Below are 19,977 nucleotides of genomic sequence, written 5' to 3'. Positions count from 1 at the left end.
TGCTATGGTGCAGGACAGTGACACGATCAGGATCTCGGATGTCAGCGAGGCCGTGGTGCATGGCATTCTGGAGGTGACCAGCGATGGCATCTGGGATTGGCATGCCAATACCGGTTTTGTCTATCGCAACCCGGGCTGGTACCGGATGCTGGGTTACGAGCCTCACTCCCTCGGCAATACCGTCTTCACCTGGGAGAACGTGATCCACCCCGACGATCTGGCGGCAGTGATGGCGAAGTTCGATCTCTGCCTGAGCGGCAGCGCCCATGAGTATCGCGCCGAGTACCGTTGCCGCTGCCGCGATGGCAGTTACCTCTGGATTGAGGATTGCGGCCGCATCATTGAGCGCAATCCCGACGGGTCTGTGGCGCGGATGATCGGCGCCCATCGCGATATTCACGCCAGCAAGTTGTTGCTGGAACAGCTGGAGCTGCGCAATAACTCGCTGGAGCAGCAGGTTGCCGAGCGCACCGCCGAGCTGGTGCGACTCAACGAGGCGCTGCAACAGAAAGCCGAGGAGAACCGTCTGTTGGCAGAGACCGATGCCCTGACTGGCGCCGCCAGCCGCTATCGGCTGGAGCGGGCATTACAGCTGGAGTGCGAGCGGGCGCGCCGCTTCCATCAGCCGTTTACGGTGATCGCCATGGATGTGGACAACTTCAAGCAGATCAATGACTGCTATGGCCACAACGCCGGGGATCAGACCCTGATCAACATAGTGGCGCTGGTGCGTCGCCATATCCGCGAGATCGATCTGCTGGCCCGCTGGGGCGGTGACGAGTTTATGGTGTTGTTGCCCAACACCGGCCGCGAGGATGCGCTGGTGGTGGCGAGCAAGTTTCAGGCATTGATGGCGAGCGAGCCCATCTGCCCGCACGCTCCCGCTACCATGAGCTTCGGGTTGGCGGAGTATCAGCAGGATGAGCAGAAAGAGAGCCTGATGGTGCGTGCCGATCGGGCGCTCTATCAGGCCAAGCAGCTGGGTAAAGACCAGATCTGCTAACGCGCAGGGTACGGAAAAAGAGCAGTAAAAAGGGCCGCAGGCGTGAAACCTGCGGCCCTTTTGCATTGTTGCTGACGCGGCGCGACTTAGAAGTGGTAGCGCAAGCCCAGCTTGAAGGTATCCAGAGAGTAGTGCTCGTCACCCAGGCTCAGGGCGTCGAACTGGCGCTCGTAACCGATACCGGCAGAGAAGTGGTCGTTGAAGGCGTAGTCCAGACCTACTTCCAGATTGGGGTGTACCTTGCTCTTGGTTGCGCTCTCGTTTACCTGACCGCTGAAGCCGAGGAGGGTGGCGTTGCCGACAACTTCCACTTCGGTGCGGGTGTAGGCGATGCCCGGTTTGGCATAGGCGCTGAAGCCCCAGGCCAGCGGCTGACTCAGCTTGGCTGCCAGGCTGATGCTGCGGGTTTCGATGGTGGTGTCGGCAAAGCCGGTTGCAATCGGGGAGGTCACCCAGGTCAGCTGATCCATCTGTTGGGCGTGCAGGCCGCCTTCAACCGCCAGCCAGGGTTTGAAGCTGTAACCCACGATCAGGCTGCCGCCGTCGAGCTGGTCGTCGATCACTTTGGCGTCATAGGCGTCTTTGGCCGCACCATCGAGATCCATCTTGGAGGTAGTCAGGTCCAGACCTGCATACCAGCCTTCGGCATGGGCGCCGCCATTCATGGCCAGAGCAAGCAGGGAGAATGCGGCAATTTTATTAAACTTGTTCATGGATAAATAACCTTGTGTTGCGTGAACTGCGTGTGATTTATATTGCTCAATCCATGAAGCTTTTTATATTTCCGTCATCGCTCTGCTTTCACAGAGGGGCCGCAGTATAGTCAGCGTATTTCTGAATAACAAGAGAGTGATTTCCCCATTTTTCTAAATATGACTGGCTGCAAGAAGGGGCATTTTGTTTAATAAATGGTGTTATTAGAGTTTTAGCTTTATTGAGATTTAAATAATTAACTGGTGAGGCAAATGACAGGCTGAGAGTTCGGTTTTGGTTCTATGTGATTGATTTGTATCGGCATTAAATTTTCATTCGAGCGTAGCCGTGATGAGTTGTCTAAAAATTGGTATCTCAGATGTCACTGATTGGCATCAGGCTCATTTTGATGTTTTTGTGAGCGCCTAACAAGGTGAAACCGTGAGAAAAAAATCTATCTTTTTGCCTGTTTTTTGCTCTTTTTGAGGTTTGGGATTGTTCCCATTGAGGGTTTTGGTGGTCTTTTGAGGCTGTTTTTACGTGGGCCATGTTGCCCATCAGATACGCGAATGGGCGTTTGTGGGTGGCTTTTCATTTCTCCCGGCAGCACTCATTGGGGTGGGCATGAGGTGTGATAAGCAGATATGGGGTGTGCGGTCTGATTAATTTTGTTTGCTTATATATCCAAGCCATTTAAAAGATAGGTTTTTGGCGTTTTAAATAACTTTGTTATATTCGTTTTTATATTTTTCGAAGCTTTCCAAGCAAGCCATTTAAATATATTGAATGGCAATAACACGGTATTGGTGGCTGTTTAGAATACCTTACCAGAGAGGTCGTGGTGGCTGGTGCATCAGTGGGCGGCGGGTGACCGGTGACACTTCCCCTTGCCGGGGCCCTTGACCTGACCTGCGAATTCAGGGAAAAGAAAAGGGCGGTGCTATCAGCGCCGCCCAATGCCAGGAAAGAGAAAAAACCTTACGGTTTAAAAGATAAAAATTTGGAAGCAAACAATCGATTTCTCAACCAGGAAGGGTCTTGAATTCGATACGTTTCGATTATGCGCGATGTTCTATGCAGCACTAGCAAAATGTTTGCGGGTTGAAAGATATGCACTGTCTGGTGTCAGATTTTGCGACCTCATCGTTCAACTGGTCTGTCCTGATGGGCGTTGTAGGCGATTTTTTCTCTAGGCTGTTTTTTCGGTGTCAATATCTGAGCCTTGAAGGTAAAAACAGGTCAGAAGCTGACTCGGCATAACCATGCAATGAAAGTGCGATAACAAGGAAGAGTGGCATGACCTACAGCCAGACCCTGGCCAACAATATTCTCGACACCCTGAAGAAGACCCTGACCGACAAGGGGATCCGCTATCAGACCCTGGCAGAAGCCATGGGTGTCTCCATCGCGACCGTGAAACGGATGATGAACAAGCCCTCGCTGCCGTTCGATACTCTGCTGGAGATCTGCCATCTGGTGGGGCTCTCGTTCGAGGAGCTGCTGGATCGCACTCAGGACGCCCAGAGCCGCCGCGCCGTCTTCACTCAGGAGCAGGATGAGGCGTTTCACAACGAGCCGGGGCTTTACGCCTTTCTCGCCAATATCTTCTGGCGCGACAAGACGCTGATCGATCTCAAGCGGGAGTACGGCCTGACCGATGCCTCCTGCTACCTCTATCTGCGCAAGCTGGAGAAGCTCGGCATTTTGCAGCTCGGTATCGACAACAGTTACCACTTCCTGATCAGCGAGCGGATCAGCTTCGAGCAGCACAGCCGTTTCGCCCGCCAGCAGGCACGGCAGGCGATGTCGGTGCTGGGGGAGTATCTGGTGGAGAACATGCACAAGTCGAACAACTATATGGCGCTCTGCCAGCTGCACCTCAACGAGGGAGAGGCGATGGCGCTGATCGACCGGATGAAGGAGTACTGGCATCAGGAGATCAAGCTCAACCGCCCCGCCATCGGCCAGCAGGAGCACGCCAAGACCTACACCATGTCGCTGCAACTGGCCGACTGCGGCTACCAGAGCTTTGACGACATGATCCCCAATATCGACAACTGATCCCGGCGGATCCTGCGGGATCCGCTCTGTTGGCTGGAGTCTAATCTGCGACCCGTGTTTGTTGCAGCTTGCCTGCGAGCGGCTGCAACGCTCGCGTATCGAGACAGATACGAATGGCATCCGGCCGCCAGTGCTCGATATCGCAATCCACCAGAGCGCCTCGCTCGTCATAGTTGACCCGCACCAGCCGCAGCACCGCGCTCCCCTCCGCCAGATTGAGGGCGCGGGCGATGGCGCCGCGCGCCGCCGAGGGGGTGATCTCGAGACTCGCCCCACCCTGGCCTATGCCATAGCGCTGCTGATAGAGCTCGGTGAGGGAGCTGGCCAGCGGCGCGCTGGCGATATCGGGAAAGCGGCTCGCCAGCAGGTGGTGGCTGACATGAAGCACCGGGCGGCCGTCGATCAGTCGCTGGCGGCGGATCTCATAAAGTGGAGTGAAGGGTTCCAGCCCCATCCAGCGGCACAGTTCGCTGCTGGCAAGTTCGCTGCCGTGGGCCAGCACCCGGGTTTCGGCGGTGCGCTGCTGCTCGCCGATCCACTGGTGAAAGTGGGTGTGGATGGCGGGATCGTAGGTGAGGCGGGGCGGTGCCACGAACCAGCCGCGCCGCTCGGCCCGGTAGATAAGGCCGTCCGCTTCGAGGCTGGAGAGCGCCTCCTTGATGGTGATGCGGGTGGTAGCGAAGCGTTCGCTCAGGGCCCGTTCGGCGGGCAGCTGCTGCCCGGCCCCCAATTGGCCGCTGCCGATATAGCGGCGCAGGGTCTGGCAAATCTGTTCGCACTTGGAGGAGGAGCGGCCATCGGCCATGCTCTGTTCGTTCACTCTCTGCTCGCTCAATCTCGGCTCGGTCACACTCTTGTCCCTGTTGCTTATTCAGAAGGCGGATGACTGGAGTAGTCCAGCCTCACTCGGGTTCAGAGTTGTAACTGCTGTGGATGACAGCGCCATGACAGGGTGATTGTCATCAAACTGCCATTAAAGCGCCCCGCCACCGTCACAATTCCCCTCTAGCATCCCTCTCGAACCTTAACTGACCTAGTCCAGAGGGATGGGATGATGAAAAGCGTGATCGCAAGTGCACTGGCCATGGTGGCCATCAGCCAACCACTTTTTGCAGCTGAAAATATCGCGGATCTCGAAAAGGCCGCCCGTGGCGAAGGCCAGCTCCACAGCATCGGCATGCCTGACAGCTGGGCCAACTGGAAGGATACCTGGCAGCAGCTGGGCAGCATCTACGGCATCAAGCATCAGGATACCGACATGAGCTCTGCGCAGGAGATCGCCAAGTTCGCCGCCGAGAAGGCCAATGCCACCGCCGATATCGGCGACGTGGGTGGTGCCTTCGGCCCGGTTGCGGTCAAGCAGGGGGTCACCCAGCCCTACAAACCCTCCACCTGGGCTGATATTCCCAACTGGGCCAAGGATGCGGACGGTCACTGGATGCTGGCCTATACCGGCACCATCGCCTTCCTGATCAACAAGGATCTGGTCAAGGCCGCCCCCACCAGCTGGCAATCCCTGCTGGGTGGCGACTACAAGGTGACCCTGGGTGATGTGGGCGTCGCCTCCCAGGCCAACAACGGCGTGCTGGCGGCGGCCTATGCCACCGGCGGTAGCGAGAAGAATCTGAAACCTGCACTGGAGCTGTTCGGTCAGCTGGCCAAGCAGGGTCGTCTCTCCCTGAACGATCCCACCATCGCCAACATCGAGAAGGGTGAGGTGGAAGTGGGTGTGCTGTGGGATTTCAACGCATTGAACTACCGCGACCAGATCGACCCCAAGAAGTTTGATGTGGTGATCCCGAGTGACGGCTCCGTCATCGCCGGTTACACCACCATCATCAACAAGTGGGCCAAGAACCCCAACGCTGCCAAACTGGCCCGTGAATACATCCTTTCCGATGCCGGTCAAATCAACCTGGCCCGTGGCTACGCCCGCCCGATCCGCAGCAACGTTGCGCTGCCGGATGACGTGAAGGCCAAGCTGCTGCCGGCCGAGCAGTACGCCAATGCCAAGCCGGTGCAGGATCACGCCGCCTGGGAGCAGAGCTCCAAAGCCCTGCCGCGCCAGTGGCAAGAAACCGTCATGATCAACATGCAGTAAGGGAATCCAGTGCAACACAAGGTGATAGTGGTACTTGTGGATGGTCTGGCAGCCGAGGTAGCCCACACCATGGGCTACCTCGGTGGCATGGTGGAGGCGGGGCGGGGCCTGCATACGACCCTGAATGCTGCCCTGCCGTCTCTCTCCCGACCCCTCTACGAGTGCATCCTGACCGGCGTGCCGCCGGTGGTGAGCGGCATCACCCACAACGGGGTGAGTCGCCTCAGTCTGCATGACTCCATCTTCCATCTGGCCCGCGCCGCGGGCAAACGCACCGCAGCGGCGGCCTACCATTGGGTGAGCGAGCTCTACAACAAGAGCCCCTGGCTGGCGGCCCGCGATCGCTTTACTCATGACGAGCTGCTGCCGATCCAGCACGGCTGCTTCTACTGGGATGACCACTACCCCGACAGCCATCTGCTGATGGATGGGGAATGGCTCAGAACCCAATATGACCCCGATTTTCTGCTGATCCACCCGATGGGGGTGGACGATGCGGGCCACAAGTTTGGCCTCGATTCCCGCCAGTACCGCAATCAGGCGCGCCGGATGGACAGCCTGCTGGCCGATCTGCTGCCCCAGTGGCTGGCGGAGGGGTATCAGGTGGTAGTCACCTCGGATCACGGCATGAACAACGACCTGAGCCACGGCGGCACCCTGCCTGAAGAGCGCACCGTACCGCTCTGGCTGTTTGGCGATGCCTTCGTCGAGCGCTGGCCTGATGGGGTGGCGATTGCCCAGACCCAGCTCTGCGCCCTGATGGCGGATCTGCTGGGGGTTTCCCACGACAAGGCGGCAGCGCCACCGCTGCTCAAGGCCGCCTTTATGCGCGAGGTGCACTGATGATGCCTGCAACCACCGAGATCCTCGTGGATCAACCCGTGGCAACCAAGCAGAAGATGCGCCGCCACTGGCTGCCCGCGCTGGTGCTGCTGCCCTTTATCCTGCTGATGATCCTGTTCCAGCTTGCCCCCATGGTGTGGGTGCTGGTGGGCAGTTTCCAGACCCCCGATGGCTGGGGCCTCGACTACTACCGGGAGATTTTGAGCTCCCCCTTCTACCTGCAATCGTTCGGCAACTCGCTGCGCATCGCCGGTATCGCCAGTCTGGCGGGGCTGGCCATCGGCACCCTCGGGGCAGCCGCGCTGCGCCACAGCGGCGAGCGGGTCAAGCGGGTGCTGCTGGCCTTCGTCACCATGACCGGCAACTTCAGCGGTGTGCCGCTGGCATTCGCCTTTATCATCATTCTTGGCATCAACGGCGCGGTCACTCTGCTGCTGAAATCCTGGGGCCTCATCGACGGTTTCAACCTCTACTCGGGCAGCGGCCTTATCCTCATCTACACCTACTTCCAGATCCCGCTCGCCCTGCTGCTGCTCTATCCGGCGTTTGATGCGCTGCAGGATGAGTGGCCGCAAGCGGCCGCGCTGCTGGGGGCGAGCAAGGGGCAGTATGTGTGGCATGTGGCGCTGCCGGTGCTGACGCCTGCGCTGCTCGGTACCCTGATCATCCTGTTTGCCAACGCGGTGGGGGCCTATGCCTCTGCCTACGCCCTCACTACCGGCAACTTCAATCTGGTGACCATCCGGGTGGCCAGTCTGGTCTCCGGCGATATCTTCCTCGAGCCGAATATGGCGGCGGCGCTGGCGGTGATCCTGATGGTGCTGCTGGGGGTAGTGACGGCCGCCAACCAGTGGCTGCTGAAAAAGAGCTATGTGAACAAGGGGCAATCCCATGCATGATTTGACGCCGCGCTGGCCCAAGTGGGTGCTGGGTGGGCTGGTCGCCACCCTGCTGCTGCCGCTGCTGGCCACGTTTCTCTACTCCATCTCCACCCGCTGGGGGGCGACCCTGCTGCCGGACGGCTTTACCCTCGACTGGTATGTCAAGCTGTGGGGCGATCCGCGTTTTCTGGCGGCGTTTGGCCGCAGCCTGCTGGTCTGTTTCGCCACCCTGCTGCTGGGGACCCTGGTGCTGGTACCGACCGTGCTGGTGGTGGCCTACTACTTCCCAAAGCTGGATCCCTGGATGAACCTGCTGATCCTGCTCCCCTTCGCGGTGCCACCTGTGGTCTCGTCAGTGGGGCTGCTGCAGATCTACGCCGATGGTGTCTTGCCGATTATTGGCACGCCGTGGATCCTGATCGGCACCTGGTTCACCGTGGTGCTCCCCTTCATGTACCGAGCGCTGGCCAACAGCCTGCAAGGGGTGCCGCTCAGGGATTTGATGGATGCCGCCCATCTGCTGGGGGCCAGTAGTCGCCGCGCCTTTCTGTTGGTGGTGATCCCCTGCCTGCGCAAGGGATTGCTGGCGGCGCTGTTTCTCTCCCTCTCCTTCCTGCTCGGCGAGTTCGTGTTTGCCAACATGCTGGTGGGCACCCGTTACGAGACCCTGCAGGTCTACCTCTACAACATGCGCGCCACTTCTGGCCACTTCACCAGTGCGCTGGTGATGAGCTACTTCCTGCTGACCCTGCTGCTCACCTGGGCGGCCAACAGATTTCATCGGTGATCCAAGATGTTTCATTTAGAAGTCAATCAGTTGCATAAATCCTACGGCGATACGCCGGTGTTCGAGGGGATCGAATTCGGCATCCGCAAGGGGGAGCTGGTGACCCTGCTCGGCCCCTCCGGCTGCGGCAAATCCACCCTGCTGCGGGCGCTGGCCGGGCTCACCCCGGTGGATGGCGGTCAGGTGCGGGTGGCCGGTGAGGAGATCACCTGGCAGGAACCCCAGAAGCGCGGCATCGGCATGGTGTTCCAGAGTTATGCGCTGTTCCCCAACATGACTGTGTGGGACAACGTCGCCTTCGGCCTCAAAATGAAACCCCAGCCGGGACGGGATCTCGCCGCCAGCGTGCAGGAGGCGCTGGCGCTGGTGGAGCTGACCGGTTTCGAGCGCCGCTATCCTGCCGAGCTCTCCGGCGGTCAGCGCCAGCGGGTGGCGCTGGCCCGGGCGTTGGTGGTGCAGCCGCGGATCCTGCTGCTGGACGAGCCGCTCTCGGCGCTGGATGCCCGCATCCGCCGCAGCCTGCGCCAGCAGATCCGCGAGATCCAGCAGCGGCTCGAACTCACCACCATCTTCGTGACCCACGATCAGGAGGAGGCGCTCACCATGTCGGATCGGATCTTCCTGATGAACAAGGGATCCATCGTCCAGAGCGGCACGCCGGAGGAGATCTACACCCGTCCCGCCAGCGAGTTTGTGGCGAGCTTTATCGGTAACTACAACCTGCTCGGCGCAGAGCAGGGCAAGTCGCTGTTCGGCCCCCGTTTTCAGGGCAAGCTGGCGCTGCGGCCGGAGTCCATCACCCTGCTGCCCGCTGGGGCGGCCAGCAGCGAGCCCAGCCTGCCCGGCATCGTTCGCCAGCAGCAGCTGCTCGGCAACGTCATCCGCTATCAGGTGGAGTGCGAGGCGGGGCTGTTGACGGTGGATTGCCTCAACCGTTCGGCTGGCGATCTGCTGGCAACCGGCAGCGCCGTGACCCTGGCGGTGGTCCGGGATCAACTCTGTGAGGTAGCATGACGCCTCGTTTCATTTTCGTTGTTACCGCAAGGAGCCCTCATGGCACTGGCACTGTTTGATCTGGACGAGACCCTGATTGCCGGGGATTCAGCCAGCCTCTGGCTGGAGTACATGGTGGCCGAGGAGCTGGCGCCCGCCAGCATGATCGCGGAGGAGCAGGCCATGATGTCCCTCTACCATCAGGGCAAGATGGACATGCACCAGTACATGGCCTTCACCCTGCAACCGCTGGCGGGCAAGACGCGCCAGTGGCTCGACTCGCTCTCTACCCGCTTTGCCGAGCAGGTGCTGCGCGAGCGCCTCTACCCCGAGGGGTTGGCGCGCATCGAATGGCATCGGGAGCGGGGCGACGATCTGGTGCTCATCTCCGCCTCCGGCGAGCATCTGGTGACCCCCATGGCGAAGATGCTGGGGATGGATCACTGCGTCGCCATTTTGCTCGATGAGGAGGAGGGGATGCTGACCGGCCAGACCCGCGGCACCCTCAGTTTTCGCGAAGGCAAGGTGGCCCGCATCAACCAGCTGTTTGCCGGCAGGGACCACCTCTGGCAGGGGAGCTTTGGCTACAGCGACTCCCACAACGATCTGCCCATGCTGCGGGCGGTGAGCCATCCCCACGCGGTCAATCCTGCCCCCGCGCTGCGTCAGCAGGCCGAGGAGCTGGGTTGGCCAGTGTGGGAGTGGCAGCGCTGAGCTGCCCGCCACACAGGCTTAACGTGCGGCAAGAAGCACGTTAAACAAAGAGAGAGGCTGGAGCCTCTCTCTTTGTTTTTGCGGACGGCGTTGTGGTTGAGGCTGGCGGCGGTGGCTACCCCTCGTTGGTTTGTTGCCGGGGCTCGCCAAAGGCGGGCACTTCCTCCTCGGCACTCTGGTGAGGGGCGTGGCGCAGCGGGAAGCAGATACGGTTTTTCCCCTCCCGCTTGGCCTGATAGACCCCCTTGTCGGCCAGCTCCACCAGCTCTTTGGCCGAGAGCCCGGAGCGGCTGAAGGCCACCCCGCCGCTGATGGTGATGGTGATGTCGGGTTCGCGCCACTCCAGCTGCTCCACCCCGAGCCGGAACGCTTCCAGCAGGGAGGGGAGCATCGGCTGCTCTTCGCCGTAACGGAAGATCAGCACCAGCTCCTCACCGCCATAGCGGCAGAACCAGCCCCACTCGTGGAACAGATTCATGCCCAGCTTGCTCACCCGCTTGAGCACCACATCCCCCGCCTGATGGCCGTGGGTATCGTTGACCCGTTTGAAATCATCCAGATCGAACATCACCACCCCGAAGGGGGCGCCACTGTTGAGCTGCTTCTGCAGGCACTCGTCGAAGAAGCGGCGGTTGTAGAGGCCGGTGAGCTTGTCCTGATGGGCTTGCAGGCGGATCTGGGCAAAGTCCTGGCTGGCGGCATCCATCTCTTCATAGACCTTGGCCAGCTCCAGCATACGGCGGCCGTTGTAGGCAATACCGCCGGAGCGGCTGGCGCGGATCAGCAGGGTGATCTCCCCCAGCATGCGGCGGAAGTAGCGGGACCAGAGCAGTGCCAGCAGCAGATAGAGAATGCAGGCGACGGCAATCATCAGCTGCACGTTGATGGAGACGCTGTCGATCACCTGCTGCATGCTGGCAGTCGGCTCGACGCTGAGCAGGATCCAGCGCTGCTCGGGGATGCGGTAGTAGGAGACCATCAGGCCGCTGGCATTATCGAGGAAAAAGCCCTGCGGCTGTTGCATCCGGGCCAGCCAGTCGGGGTGAGCGAGGGGTTTGAATACCCGTTCACGATCCGGATGGGCCAGCACCAGTCCGTCATGGTTGAGCAGGAGCTGATAGCCATTGCCCAAATGGTGACTCTGATCATGCCGACTGTTTAGCCAGCTGGCGAGGGGGGTGAGCTGGGTATCCAACGAGAGTACGCCAACCCGCTTGCCGTCAGGATCTTCAATCACCCGGGCCAGCGCCATGGTGAGAGTGCCCAAGGTGTAGTCGTAATAAGGATCAGTCCAGACAATCTGTCCGGGATGGCTGGATGCCAGCAGATACCAGGGGCGGGTTCTGGGATCGAACTTCTCGTCAGCCTGCCAGGAGGGGTGGATCAGCATCTTGCGATGCTCGGTACCCACGTAGACGTAATCGAGCTCCATCACCTTGTGGTAGGCCTGCCACTGTTGCAGGTAGCGCTCGCCGTTGCGGATCTCCGGGCCGCTGAAATCCTGATAATTTACCTGCTGATAAATGAGCGTAAACTGGCGTTTGAGGGTCGCCAGATAGGGTTCGATCAGGGTATGGAAATACTGGGTGTTGCGAGCAATCAGATATTGTTGCTGCTCGTGGCGCAGGGTGCGCTCCATATGCAGGTAGTAGATGCTGCCGAGCAGCAACACAGGGATAAAGAGCAAGAGGAGGCCCAGCCGCATGCGGGTGATCAAAGACCAAGTGTTCTTGGGCTTGGCGGGGGACATGAACAGATCCTTTTCGTCTCGGGTGACACCAGCATATATGATGCGGTGCGGCTCGTCTAAAGGCAGAAAATGAGATGTTTCCGATGCTGAACCACACTCTGCTCTCAATGATTCATTATGGCAGCATAGCGGTGCTAATCCTTGCCCTCTGTGTCGAGTATCTGATCTTTCGGCGCGGCCTGAACATGCTGCGAGTGCGCCGCCTGCTGCTGGCAGATGGGGTGGCTGCGCTGGCGCTCTTCTCCATCTTTGCGACCGGGTGTCTGCTGGCCCTCGAGCATGCCAGCTCGGTGGCAGAGATCTTTGCCCATCCTGCCCACGGCCTCAAGATGGGGCTGTTTCTGCTGATTGTTGGCTCCCTCGTTTATCCCAGTCGCCTCTTCTATCGCTGGCGTCGCGCCCTGCGTCTGGGCAAGGCGCCGATGATCTCCATCCAGCAGCACTTCCGGGTGGTTTGGATCCTGCGGGGCAATCTGCTACTGATTGCCCTGTTGGCCGTGTTCACCAAGCCCTCGCTGCTGTAACACTCGCGGTGCTCAAAAGCAGTGCGATGCAGCGCGTTGAGAGCGAGAGCGAAGACAAAGAGTGGAGACAAGAGGATAGGGAGGCGGGTATCTTGGATCGGATAACCCGTCACGCGCCGATTTAAGGAAGAATCGCCATGCGCTCCAATCTGATGTTGCTGATGGCTGCCACCATCTGGGGTATGGGCTTTGTCGCCCAGCGCCTCGGGATGGATCACATGGGGCCCTATACTTTCAATGGCCTGCGCTTTCTGCTCGGCGCCCTCTCCCTGCTGCCACTGCTCTGGTGGCTCAAATCCCGACAACCTGTTGCCGTCGCGGGCGACCATCGCCAACTGCTGATCGGTGGTGTGCTGGCCGGGCTGGTGCTGTTCTGTGCCGCCTCCCTGCAGCAGGTGGGGCTGCTCTATACCACTGCCGCCAAGGCCGGTTTCATCACCGGGCTCTACATCATTCTGGTGCCGGTACTGGGGCTGCTGCTGCGCCACAAGAGTGGTCTCAATACCTGGATCGGCGCCGTCATTGCGCTGGCCGGTCTCTATGTACTGAGCGTCACCGACGAGTTCACCATCGGCTTTGGCGATCTGCTGCAGGTGGTCGGCGCCCTGTTCTGGGCCGTTCACCTGCTGCTGGTGGATCACTATTCCAACCGGGTTGCCCCCATCAAGCTGGCTGGAGTGCAGTTCGTAGTCTGCGGCCTGCTCAGCCTTGCCACCGCCTTTGTCATCGAAACCCCGACGTTAAGTGGCGCAGTGGCCGGTTGGCAGGCGCTGCTCTATGCCGGGCTGGTATCGGTCGGGGTGGGTTATACCCTGCAGGTGGTGGGGCAGCGGGGCGCTCATCCTGCCCATGCCGCCATCATCCTCAGTCTGGAGACCGTCTTTGCCGCCGTGGGTGGCGTGTTGCTGTTGGGTGAGACGCTGGATGAGCGCGCCATTGCCGGTTGCGCCCTGATGCTGGCGGGGATGCTTATCTCCCAGATCCGGCTGCGCTGGTGGTGGAAGTCGCGCCGCGACAAGGTGCCAGCGACCAAGTAAACCGCGCTCGCTGCATAACAAAACGCCCCGACTGTCGGGGCGTTTTTCATGGTGGCTGTTCGGTCAGGGGCGCTGATCCAGCTCGCGCTCCAGCTCTACCGCCTTTTGACGGGCCGGATGGGTATTGAGGCGCTGCCAGTAGGCTTGCAGGTGCGGGAAGTTGGCCAACTGACCGCTTTGTGCCAGCAGATCCACCAGGAAGGAGTTCATGATGTCGGCGCCGGAGAGGCGATCCCCCACCAGATAGTGGCGATTCGCCAGTACCTCATTGAGGTAGCCCAGCACCTTGGCACACTCCGCCTTGGCGTAGTCCGGCAGGAAGCGCATCGGGCTGCCATCCTTGCGCACGAACATGTCGAGCAGCAGCGGCAGGATGCCGGAGCTCTCGGCAAAGTGGAGCCACTGCAGATATTCGGGATACTCCGGGCTATCTGGTGCCGGTGCCAGCCGCTCGGCGGCGTAGCGGGCGATCAGGTACTCGGTGATGGCGCCTGATTCCGCCAGCACCCGGCCGTCGAACTCGATGACCGGCGACTTGCCGAGGGGGTGGATGGCTTTCAGCTCGGGCGGTGCCAGAAAGGTGGTGGCATCGCGCTGATACGCCTTGATCTCATAGGGCTGGCCCAGCTCTTCGAGCAGCCAGATGATGCGCTGGGAGCGGGATTTGTTCAGGTGGTGCAGGACTATCATAACGACCTCGATTCGGTGGCAGGATGGGGTATACGAGCGGGTGAGGAGGGCGGTTCACCGGCAGTACAAAAAGAGCGGGCTGATGCCCGCTCCCTCGTTGACTGACTCAGGCCTCCAGCGCCTGATCCAGATCCGCCAGTATGTCCTCGATCGCCTCGATCCCCACCGACAGCCGGATCATCTCGGGTTTCACCCCGGCCTTGGCCTGCTCTTCCTCGCTCAGCTGGCGATGGGTGGTGGAGGCGGGGTGGCAGGCCAGCGACTTGGCATCGCCGATGTTGACCAGCCGCTTGAAGATCTTCAGCGCATCGTAGAAGCGCACGCCCGCCTCGTAACCATCCTTCAGACCGAACGAGAGGATGGCCGAGGGGCGACCGGCCATGTACTTCTCTGCCAGCAGATAGTGGGGATGACCCGGCAGACCGGCGTAGCTGACCCAGGCCACCTTTGGGTGATGCTTGAGGTGGTGGGCGACCCGCAGGGCGTTGTCGACGTGGCGCTCCATGCGCAGGCTGAGGGTCTCCAGCCCCTGCAGCAGCAGGAAGGCGTTCATCGGCGCCAGCGCCGCGCCGGTATTGCGCAGCGGCACGGTACGCACCCGCCCGATAAAGGCGGCCGGGCCAAAGGCCTCGGTATAGACCACCCCGTGGTAGGAGGGTTCGGGTTTGGTCAGCTGGGGGAAGCGCTCGGCGTGATCCGCCCAGGGGAACTTGCCCGAGTCGACGATGACGCCACCCAGCGAGTTGCCATGGCCGCCGACATATTTGGTCAGGCTGTGGACGACGATGTCAGCGCCGTGTTCGATGGGCTTGCAGAGCACCGGGGTGGCGACCGTGTTGTCGACGATAAGCGGCACGCCGCGGGCGTGGGCTGCCTTGGCCAGCGCGGCCAGATCGACGATGTTGCCCGCCGGGTTGCCGATGCTCTCGCAGTAGACCGCCTTGGTCTTGTCGTCGATAAGGGCGGCGATTGCTTCGGCGCTGTCATCTTTGGCAAAGCGCACCTCGACCCCGAAACTTGGCAGCATGTGGGCGAACAAGGTGTAGGTGCCACCATAGAGCTGGGGTGTGGAGACAATGTTGTCACCGGCGGCGGTCAGCGCCTGAATGGCGTAGGTGATGGCGGCGGAACCTGCCGAGACCACCAGTGCGGCGATCCCCCCTTCCAGCGCGGCCATCCGCTGCTCCAGCACATCGTTGGTGGGGTTCATGATGCGGGTGTAGATGTTGCCCGGCACCGCCAGATTGAACAGATCCGCCCCGTGCTGGGCGCTCTCGAACTCGTAGGCCACCGTCTGGTAGATGGGCACGGCGACGGCCTTGGTGGTGGGATCGCTGGAAAAGCCGTGGTGCAGGGCCAGGGTCGCATCTTTCATCACACACTCCTTGTTGGATGTTGCTTGTCGCAGTTATAGATGGATAGACGTCCAATCTATCAGGCCCGTGGCCGATGTAAACAGCAAGATCCGGCAAAGCAATGTCGCCCGCAGGGGATGCGCGTCCCGAGTGGCTGGCATGGCCCGCACTCAGAGGCGACGGCGATACTCCTTGTCATCGATCTGGTTCATATCCCACTGCATCAGGCGGTTGAGCTGCTGCATGGGATCCTCGATGAGCGCCAGCGGGCGCGGCAGGATCCGCTTGAAGTAACGGCGCAAGGTCTGCTGGATCCGGTTAGGTTTGAGGGGGTTGGCGTGGCTCATGATGGTGCTCCTCTACTGTGGTTCTCACGTTCATCAGCAGTATTGAGCTAAAATGCGGAAGTAAAAACTGATGACTTACAGCAACGGGATTTCCTCTTTTATGCCGACCGGTCGCCTCTATCAGCAATTTCAACGACTCGCCCAGCTGCTTGGCAGCGACGAGCGGGAGATCAGTCTCGCCGAGGTGGCGGATCTGCTCTGCTGCACCCCGCGCAACGCCCGTCTGCTGCTGCGGCGAATGCAGGATCAGGGCTGGCTCAGCTGGTCGGCCGAAGCGGGGCGGGGGCGGCGCTCCCGGCTCACCCTGCTCGACAGTCAGGAGAGCCTGACCCGGCGCCGGCTGCGGGATCTGCTCAGTCAAGGCCAGCTGGCGCAGGCGGTGCGGCTGGCGGAAGATCGCCTCGATCTGCTCACCCCGCTGCTGATCGAGCAGCTCGGTCAAGCCACCCGCGAAGGGCGGCAGATCCTGCGGGTGCCCTACTACCGGCCGCTGCCGCAGTTGCTGCCCACCGGCCCGATGCGCCGCTCCGAAATTCACCTGAGCCGCCAGATCTTCAACGGCCTCACCCGGCGAAATGAGGAAAATGGGGAAATCGAAGGGGATCTCGCCCACCACTGGGAGTGTCTGGGCCCCTGCCGCTGGCGCTTCTATCTGCGTCCGGCGGTGCGTTTTCATCACGGCCGCGAGCTGGTGGTGGAGGATGTGATGGAGAGTCTGCTGGCCTTGCGGGATCGCCCGCTGTTCGCCCATCTGGACCGGCTGGAGAGCCCCTGGCCGCGCACTCTGGATCTCTATCTCGACAGTCCGGATCCCTGGCTGCCCCACCTGCTGGCGGAGCCGGTGGCGACCATCTTGCCGCGGGAGCTCAAGGGGGAGGCGGGCTTTGCCCTGCAACCGGTGGGCACCGGCCCCTACCGGGTCGCCGCCAACGATCCCCTGCATCTTTGCCTTGCCGCGTTCGACGATTTTTTCGGTTTGCGGGCCCTGCTCGACGAGATCGACATCTGGATGCTGCCGGAGCTTGCTGAGCGGCTGGAGACCCACCTGCAGCTGGGGCGCGACAGCCCAGAGCTCGGCACCATGCGCGGCGAATCGGAGCTGGAGTCGGGATGCTACTTTCTGCTGCAGGACGATCGCTCCGGATCCTTGCAGGCTCCCGCTCTGCGGCAGTGGCTCGGCCAGTTGCTCAATCCGGTGGCCCTGATGGGGCGGGTCGCCCCCGAGTTGCAACGGGGCTGGACCAGCGCCCTCGGCCTGCTTCCTCACTGGCGCGAAGCGTTGCCCACGCCCTTGCCCACACCTGCGCAGTTGCCGGGGAGACTGGTGCTCGCCTGCTTCAACCAGCATCTGGAGTTCAACGAGTGCGCCAACGCCATGAGCAGCCTGCTGGCCGAACAGGGGATCAGGCTCGAGGTGCGCACCCTCGATTACGGTCGCTGGGTGAGTGGCGAGGATGAAGACGTGGATCTCTGGCTCGGCACCCTCAACCTCGAACATGCCGGCCCCTTTGCCCCCTACGTCTGGTTGCAGGGCACCCCGTTGCTGCGCAAGGTGTGGAGCAGTCAGCATGAGTTGTGGCAAGGGTTGATGCAGTGGCGCGCCAGCGGTGAGGAGCCAGGCCCCCGCGCCCTGCTGGCAACGGTGCAGCAGCAGAGCTGGTTTGTGCCGCTGTTTCACCACTGGCTGGAGCTGGAGAGCCGGGTCGGCGTGCACGGGGTGCGGATGACAGCGCTCGGCTGGTTCGATTTTCGCAGCGCCTGGCTGCGGCCCGAGCCGCCCCATCAGCCCGCAGAGGCGCCATAGTTCGTCCAATTTCTGTCGCGGCCGACGGGCGCTCCGTGGCCGCTTGCGTGAAAGATCCGTAAATCGGCCGTTGCTGCACAGTTTGTGTCACGCCTCTGTGCCATGCTGTTTCAGGTTATGGACAGCAGAGCAAATGAGGAAAACGATGAGCAATAATTCAGACAGTTCCGCAGGAAAATGCCCGGTCATGCACGGGGGAACCACCTCTGTCGAGACGTCCAGAATGGAGTGGTGGCCGAAGAGCCTCAACCTCGACATTCTTCACCAACACGATACCAAGACCAATCCGCTGGGGGCCGGTTTCAACTATCGGGAAGCCTTGAAGGGGCTCGATATGGCGGCCCTCAAGCAGGATGTGACCGCCCTGATGACCGACAGTCAGGAGTGGTGGCCCGCCGACTGGGGCCACTACGGCGGCCTGATGATCCGCATGGCCTGGCACTCGGCCGGGACTTACCGCATCGCCGATGGCCGCGGTGGCGGTGGCAGCGGCAACCAGCGTTTCGCCCCCCTCAACTCCTGGCCGGATAACGCCAACCTCGACAAGGCCCGTCGCCTGCTGTGGCCCATCAAGAAGAAGTACGGCAACAAGATCAGCTGGGCCGACCTGAGCATTCTGGCGGGCACCGTGGCCTATGAGTCCATGGGGCTCAAGACCTTCGGCTTCGCCTTTGGCCGCGAGGATATCTGGCACCCGGAGAAGGATATCTACTGGGGATCGGAGAAAGAGTGGCTGGCGCCCAGCGGCAAGCCGGGTGGTCGTTACTCCGGCGAGCGGGATCTGGAAAACCCGCTGGCGGCGGTGATGATGGGGCTTATCTACGTCAACCCGGAAGGGGTGGATGGCAAGCCAGATCCACTGAAAACCGCGCAAGATATGCGAGTTACCTTCGCCCGCATGGCGATGGATGATGAAGAGACGGTAGCGCTGACCGCCGGTGGCCACACCGTCGGCAAGGCCCACGGCAACGGCGACGCCAAACTGCTTGGGCCCGAGCCGGAAGGGGCCAGCCTCGAAGAGCAGGGGCTCGGCTGGATCAATCACCACAGCCGCGGCATCGGCCGCAACACAGTGACCAGCGGCATCGAGGGGGCCTGGACCACCCACCCGACCCAATGGGACAACGGCTACTTCGAGCTGCTGTTCAAGTACGACTGGTGGTTGCAAAAATCACCGGCGGGGGCCCATCAGTGGGAACCGATCAATATCGCCGAAGAGGATATGCCGGTGGATGTGGAGGACCCGTCGATCCGCTGCAAACCCATGATGACGGATGCCGACATGGCGCTCAAATTCGACCCCGAGTACCGCAAGATTGCCGAGCGCTTCCGCGATGATCCGGCGGCCTTCTCCGACGCCTTCGCCCGCGCCTGGTTCAAGCTGACCCACAGGGATATGGGGCCGAAGAGCCGCTATGTCGGCCCCTATGTGCCGGCAGAAGATCTGATCTGGCAGGATCCGGTGCCAGCCGGACGTGCCGATTATGATGTGGCGGCGGTGAAGGCCAGGATCGCCGCCAGCGGCCTCTCCATCAGTGAGCGGGTCACTACCGCCTGGGATAGTGCCCGTACCTTCCGAGGCTCCGACAAGCGGGGCGGTGCCAACGGCGCCCGCATCCGGCTGGCGCCGCAGAAGGATTGGCCGGGCAACGAACCGGCGAAGTTGGCGAAGGTGCTGGCGGTCTATGACAAGCTGGCGGCCGAGTGTGGCGTCAGCGTCGCGGATCTCATCGTACTGGGGGGCAACCTCGCCATCGAGCAGGCTGCCCAGGCCGCCGGAGTGACGGTGAGCGTACCGTTTGCGCCGGGCCGGGGGGACGCCACTCAGGCTCAGACCGATGTGGCCTCGTTCGAGGTGCTGGAACCGCTGGCCGACGGCTTCCGCAACTGGCTGAAGCAGGACTATGTGGTGACGGCGGAGGAGCTGCTGCTGGATCGCGCCCAGCTGATGGGGCTCACCGCCTGCGAGATGACGGCGCTGGTCGGCGGGATGCGGGTGCTCGGCACCAACCACGGCGGTACCGGGCACGGGGTCTTTACCGATCGGGTCGGGGTGCTCAGCAACGACTTCTTCGTCAACCTGACCGACATGGGCTACCAGTGGCTGCCGAAAGCGAGCAATCTCTACGAGATCCGCGATCGCCGCAGCGGCGCGCTGAAGTGGACGGCCACCCGGGTGGATCTGGTGTTCGGCTCCAACTCGGTGCTGCGCGCCTATGCCGAGGTCTATGCCCAGGATGACAACAAGGAGAAGTTTGTCTGTGACTTCATCACCGCCTGGAACAAGGTGATGAATGCGGATCGCTTCGATCTGTTGGGCTAGTCCCCGAGCCGTTTGGTTATCTGCATCAGCCCCGCACACCCTAGGTGTGTGGGGCTTTTTACTGCCCGCTT

At 61.4% G+C, this 19,977-nt stretch carries 18 protein-coding genes; 12 read left to right on the top strand and 6 right to left on the bottom strand.

Translation table 11 applies throughout. The features are described 5' to 3' along the window. Positions 1-4: 4 nt before the first annotated feature. A complete protein-coding gene (locus AB5Y99_RS19420) occupies positions 5-1,003 on the top strand; it encodes a diguanylate cyclase (protein ID WP_368210575.1) in 999 nt (332 codons plus the stop codon). An 86-nt stretch (positions 1,004-1,089) separates the two neighbouring features. On the opposite strand, the gene AB5Y99_RS19415 is transcribed toward AB5Y99_RS19420, so the two are convergent. Further along, entirely contained in the window at positions 1,090-1,716 is a 627-nt protein-coding gene (locus AB5Y99_RS19415) for a porin family protein (protein WP_043821800.1), read from the bottom strand. Positions 1,717-2,992: 1,276 nt separating this feature from the next. On the opposite strand from AB5Y99_RS19415, the gene AB5Y99_RS19410 reads away from it, so the two are divergent. After that, positions 2,993-3,757: a helix-turn-helix transcriptional regulator gene (locus tag AB5Y99_RS19410; RefSeq protein WP_005336490.1), complete on the top strand. Its 765-nt coding sequence runs from the start codon at positions 2,993-2,995 to the stop codon at positions 3,755-3,757. Between the two features lie 40 nt (positions 3,758-3,797). Here AB5Y99_RS19410 and AB5Y99_RS19405 read toward each other — a convergent pair whose 3' ends face one another. Further along, entirely contained in the window at positions 3,798-4,628 is an 831-nt protein-coding gene (locus AB5Y99_RS19405) for a UTRA domain-containing protein (protein ID WP_227274335.1), read from the bottom strand. A 183-nt stretch (positions 4,629-4,811) separates the two neighbouring features. Here AB5Y99_RS19405 and AB5Y99_RS19400 point away from each other — a divergent pair, with 183 nt between their 5' ends. From AB5Y99_RS19400 to AB5Y99_RS19375, 6 genes are read left to right on the top strand one after another with little or no spacing between them, the layout of a single operon-like run. Then, a complete protein-coding gene (locus AB5Y99_RS19400) occupies positions 4,812-5,858 on the top strand; it encodes an ABC transporter substrate-binding protein (RefSeq protein ID WP_069554147.1) in 1,047 nt (348 codons plus the stop codon). 9 nt (positions 5,859-5,867) lie between these two features. Continuing rightward, positions 5,868-6,701 (top strand): alkaline phosphatase family protein, encoded by an 834-nt coding sequence (locus AB5Y99_RS19395; protein ID WP_368210573.1) that lies wholly within the window; start codon positions 5,868-5,870, stop codon positions 6,699-6,701. After that, complete coding sequence (locus AB5Y99_RS19390) at positions 6,701-7,600, top strand: ABC transporter permease subunit (protein WP_323917996.1); 900 nt, start codon at positions 6,701-6,703, stop codon at positions 7,598-7,600. The genes AB5Y99_RS19395 and AB5Y99_RS19390 overlap by 1 nt, the downstream gene beginning before the upstream one ends. Next, positions 7,593-8,369 (top strand): ABC transporter permease, encoded by a 777-nt coding sequence (locus AB5Y99_RS19385; protein WP_263085200.1) that lies wholly within the window; start codon positions 7,593-7,595, stop codon positions 8,367-8,369. Before AB5Y99_RS19390 ends, AB5Y99_RS19385 begins: the two co-directional genes overlap by 8 nt. A gap of 6 nt (positions 8,370-8,375) precedes the next feature. Further along, positions 8,376-9,383 carry an ABC transporter ATP-binding protein gene (locus AB5Y99_RS19380; RefSeq protein WP_323917993.1) on the top strand — a complete coding sequence of 336 codons (1,008 nt, stop codon included), beginning with the start codon at positions 8,376-8,378 and terminating at the stop codon, positions 9,381-9,383. 39 nt (positions 9,384-9,422) lie between these two features. Next, positions 9,423-10,076, top strand: a complete 654-nt coding sequence (locus AB5Y99_RS19375; RefSeq protein WP_110303945.1) for an HAD family phosphatase — start codon at positions 9,423-9,425, stop codon at positions 10,074-10,076. Positions 10,077-10,191: 115 nt separating this feature from the next. On the opposite strand, the gene AB5Y99_RS19370 is transcribed toward AB5Y99_RS19375, so the two are convergent. Beyond that, entirely contained in the window at positions 10,192-11,826 is a 1,635-nt protein-coding gene (locus tag AB5Y99_RS19370; RefSeq protein ID WP_368210570.1) for a diguanylate cyclase, read from the bottom strand. An 83-nt stretch (positions 11,827-11,909) separates the two neighbouring features. Here AB5Y99_RS19370 and AB5Y99_RS19365 point away from each other — a divergent pair, with 83 nt between their 5' ends. Further along, positions 11,910-12,350 carry a DUF2214 family protein gene (locus AB5Y99_RS19365; protein ID WP_005355246.1) on the top strand — a complete coding sequence of 147 codons (441 nt, stop codon included), beginning with the start codon at positions 11,910-11,912 and terminating at the stop codon, positions 12,348-12,350. 137 nt (positions 12,351-12,487) lie between these two features. Then, positions 12,488-13,387 (top strand): DMT family transporter, encoded by a 900-nt coding sequence (locus AB5Y99_RS19360; RefSeq protein WP_368210568.1) that lies wholly within the window; start codon positions 12,488-12,490, stop codon positions 13,385-13,387. A 63-nt stretch (positions 13,388-13,450) separates the two neighbouring features. On the opposite strand, the gene AB5Y99_RS19355 is transcribed toward AB5Y99_RS19360, so the two are convergent. The 3 genes from AB5Y99_RS19355 to AB5Y99_RS19345 all read right to left on the bottom strand — a co-directional run bounded on the left by AB5Y99_RS19355 (position 13,451) and on the right by AB5Y99_RS19345 (position 15,779). Then, a complete protein-coding gene (locus AB5Y99_RS19355; RefSeq protein ID WP_201958425.1) occupies positions 13,451-14,077 on the bottom strand; it encodes a glutathione S-transferase family protein in 627 nt (208 codons plus the stop codon). A gap of 106 nt (positions 14,078-14,183) precedes the next feature. Beyond that, complete coding sequence (locus AB5Y99_RS19350; RefSeq protein ID WP_019445447.1) at positions 14,184-15,452, bottom strand: O-acetylhomoserine aminocarboxypropyltransferase/cysteine synthase family protein; 1,269 nt, start codon at positions 15,450-15,452, stop codon at positions 14,184-14,186. A 150-nt stretch (positions 15,453-15,602) separates the two neighbouring features. Then, entirely contained in the window at positions 15,603-15,779 is a 177-nt protein-coding gene (locus AB5Y99_RS19345; protein WP_101323416.1) for a hypothetical protein, read from the bottom strand. A 100-nt stretch (positions 15,780-15,879) separates the two neighbouring features. Between AB5Y99_RS19345 and sgrR the strand changes: the two genes are divergently transcribed. Together sgrR and katG are read left to right on the top strand one after the other, a co-directional pair. Then, on the top strand, positions 15,880-17,583 hold the full coding sequence (gene sgrR, locus AB5Y99_RS19340; protein WP_368210609.1) for an HTH-type transcriptional regulator SgrR: 1,704 nt from the start codon (positions 15,880-15,882) through the stop codon (positions 17,581-17,583). A 145-nt stretch (positions 17,584-17,728) separates the two neighbouring features. Continuing rightward, the gene (gene katG, locus AB5Y99_RS19335; RefSeq protein ID WP_368210564.1) at positions 17,729-19,906 is read left to right on the top strand and encodes a catalase/peroxidase HPI; all 2,178 of its coding nucleotides are present in this window, start codon (positions 17,729-17,731) and stop codon (positions 19,904-19,906) included. Positions 19,907-19,977: the final 71 nt, after the last annotated feature.

The organism is Aeromonas sp. R4-2 (assembly GCF_040908295.1).
GTDB lineage: Bacteria > Pseudomonadota > Gammaproteobacteria > Enterobacterales > Aeromonadaceae > Aeromonas > Aeromonas veronii.
This window is presented reverse-complemented; position numbering and strand designations above follow the sequence as displayed.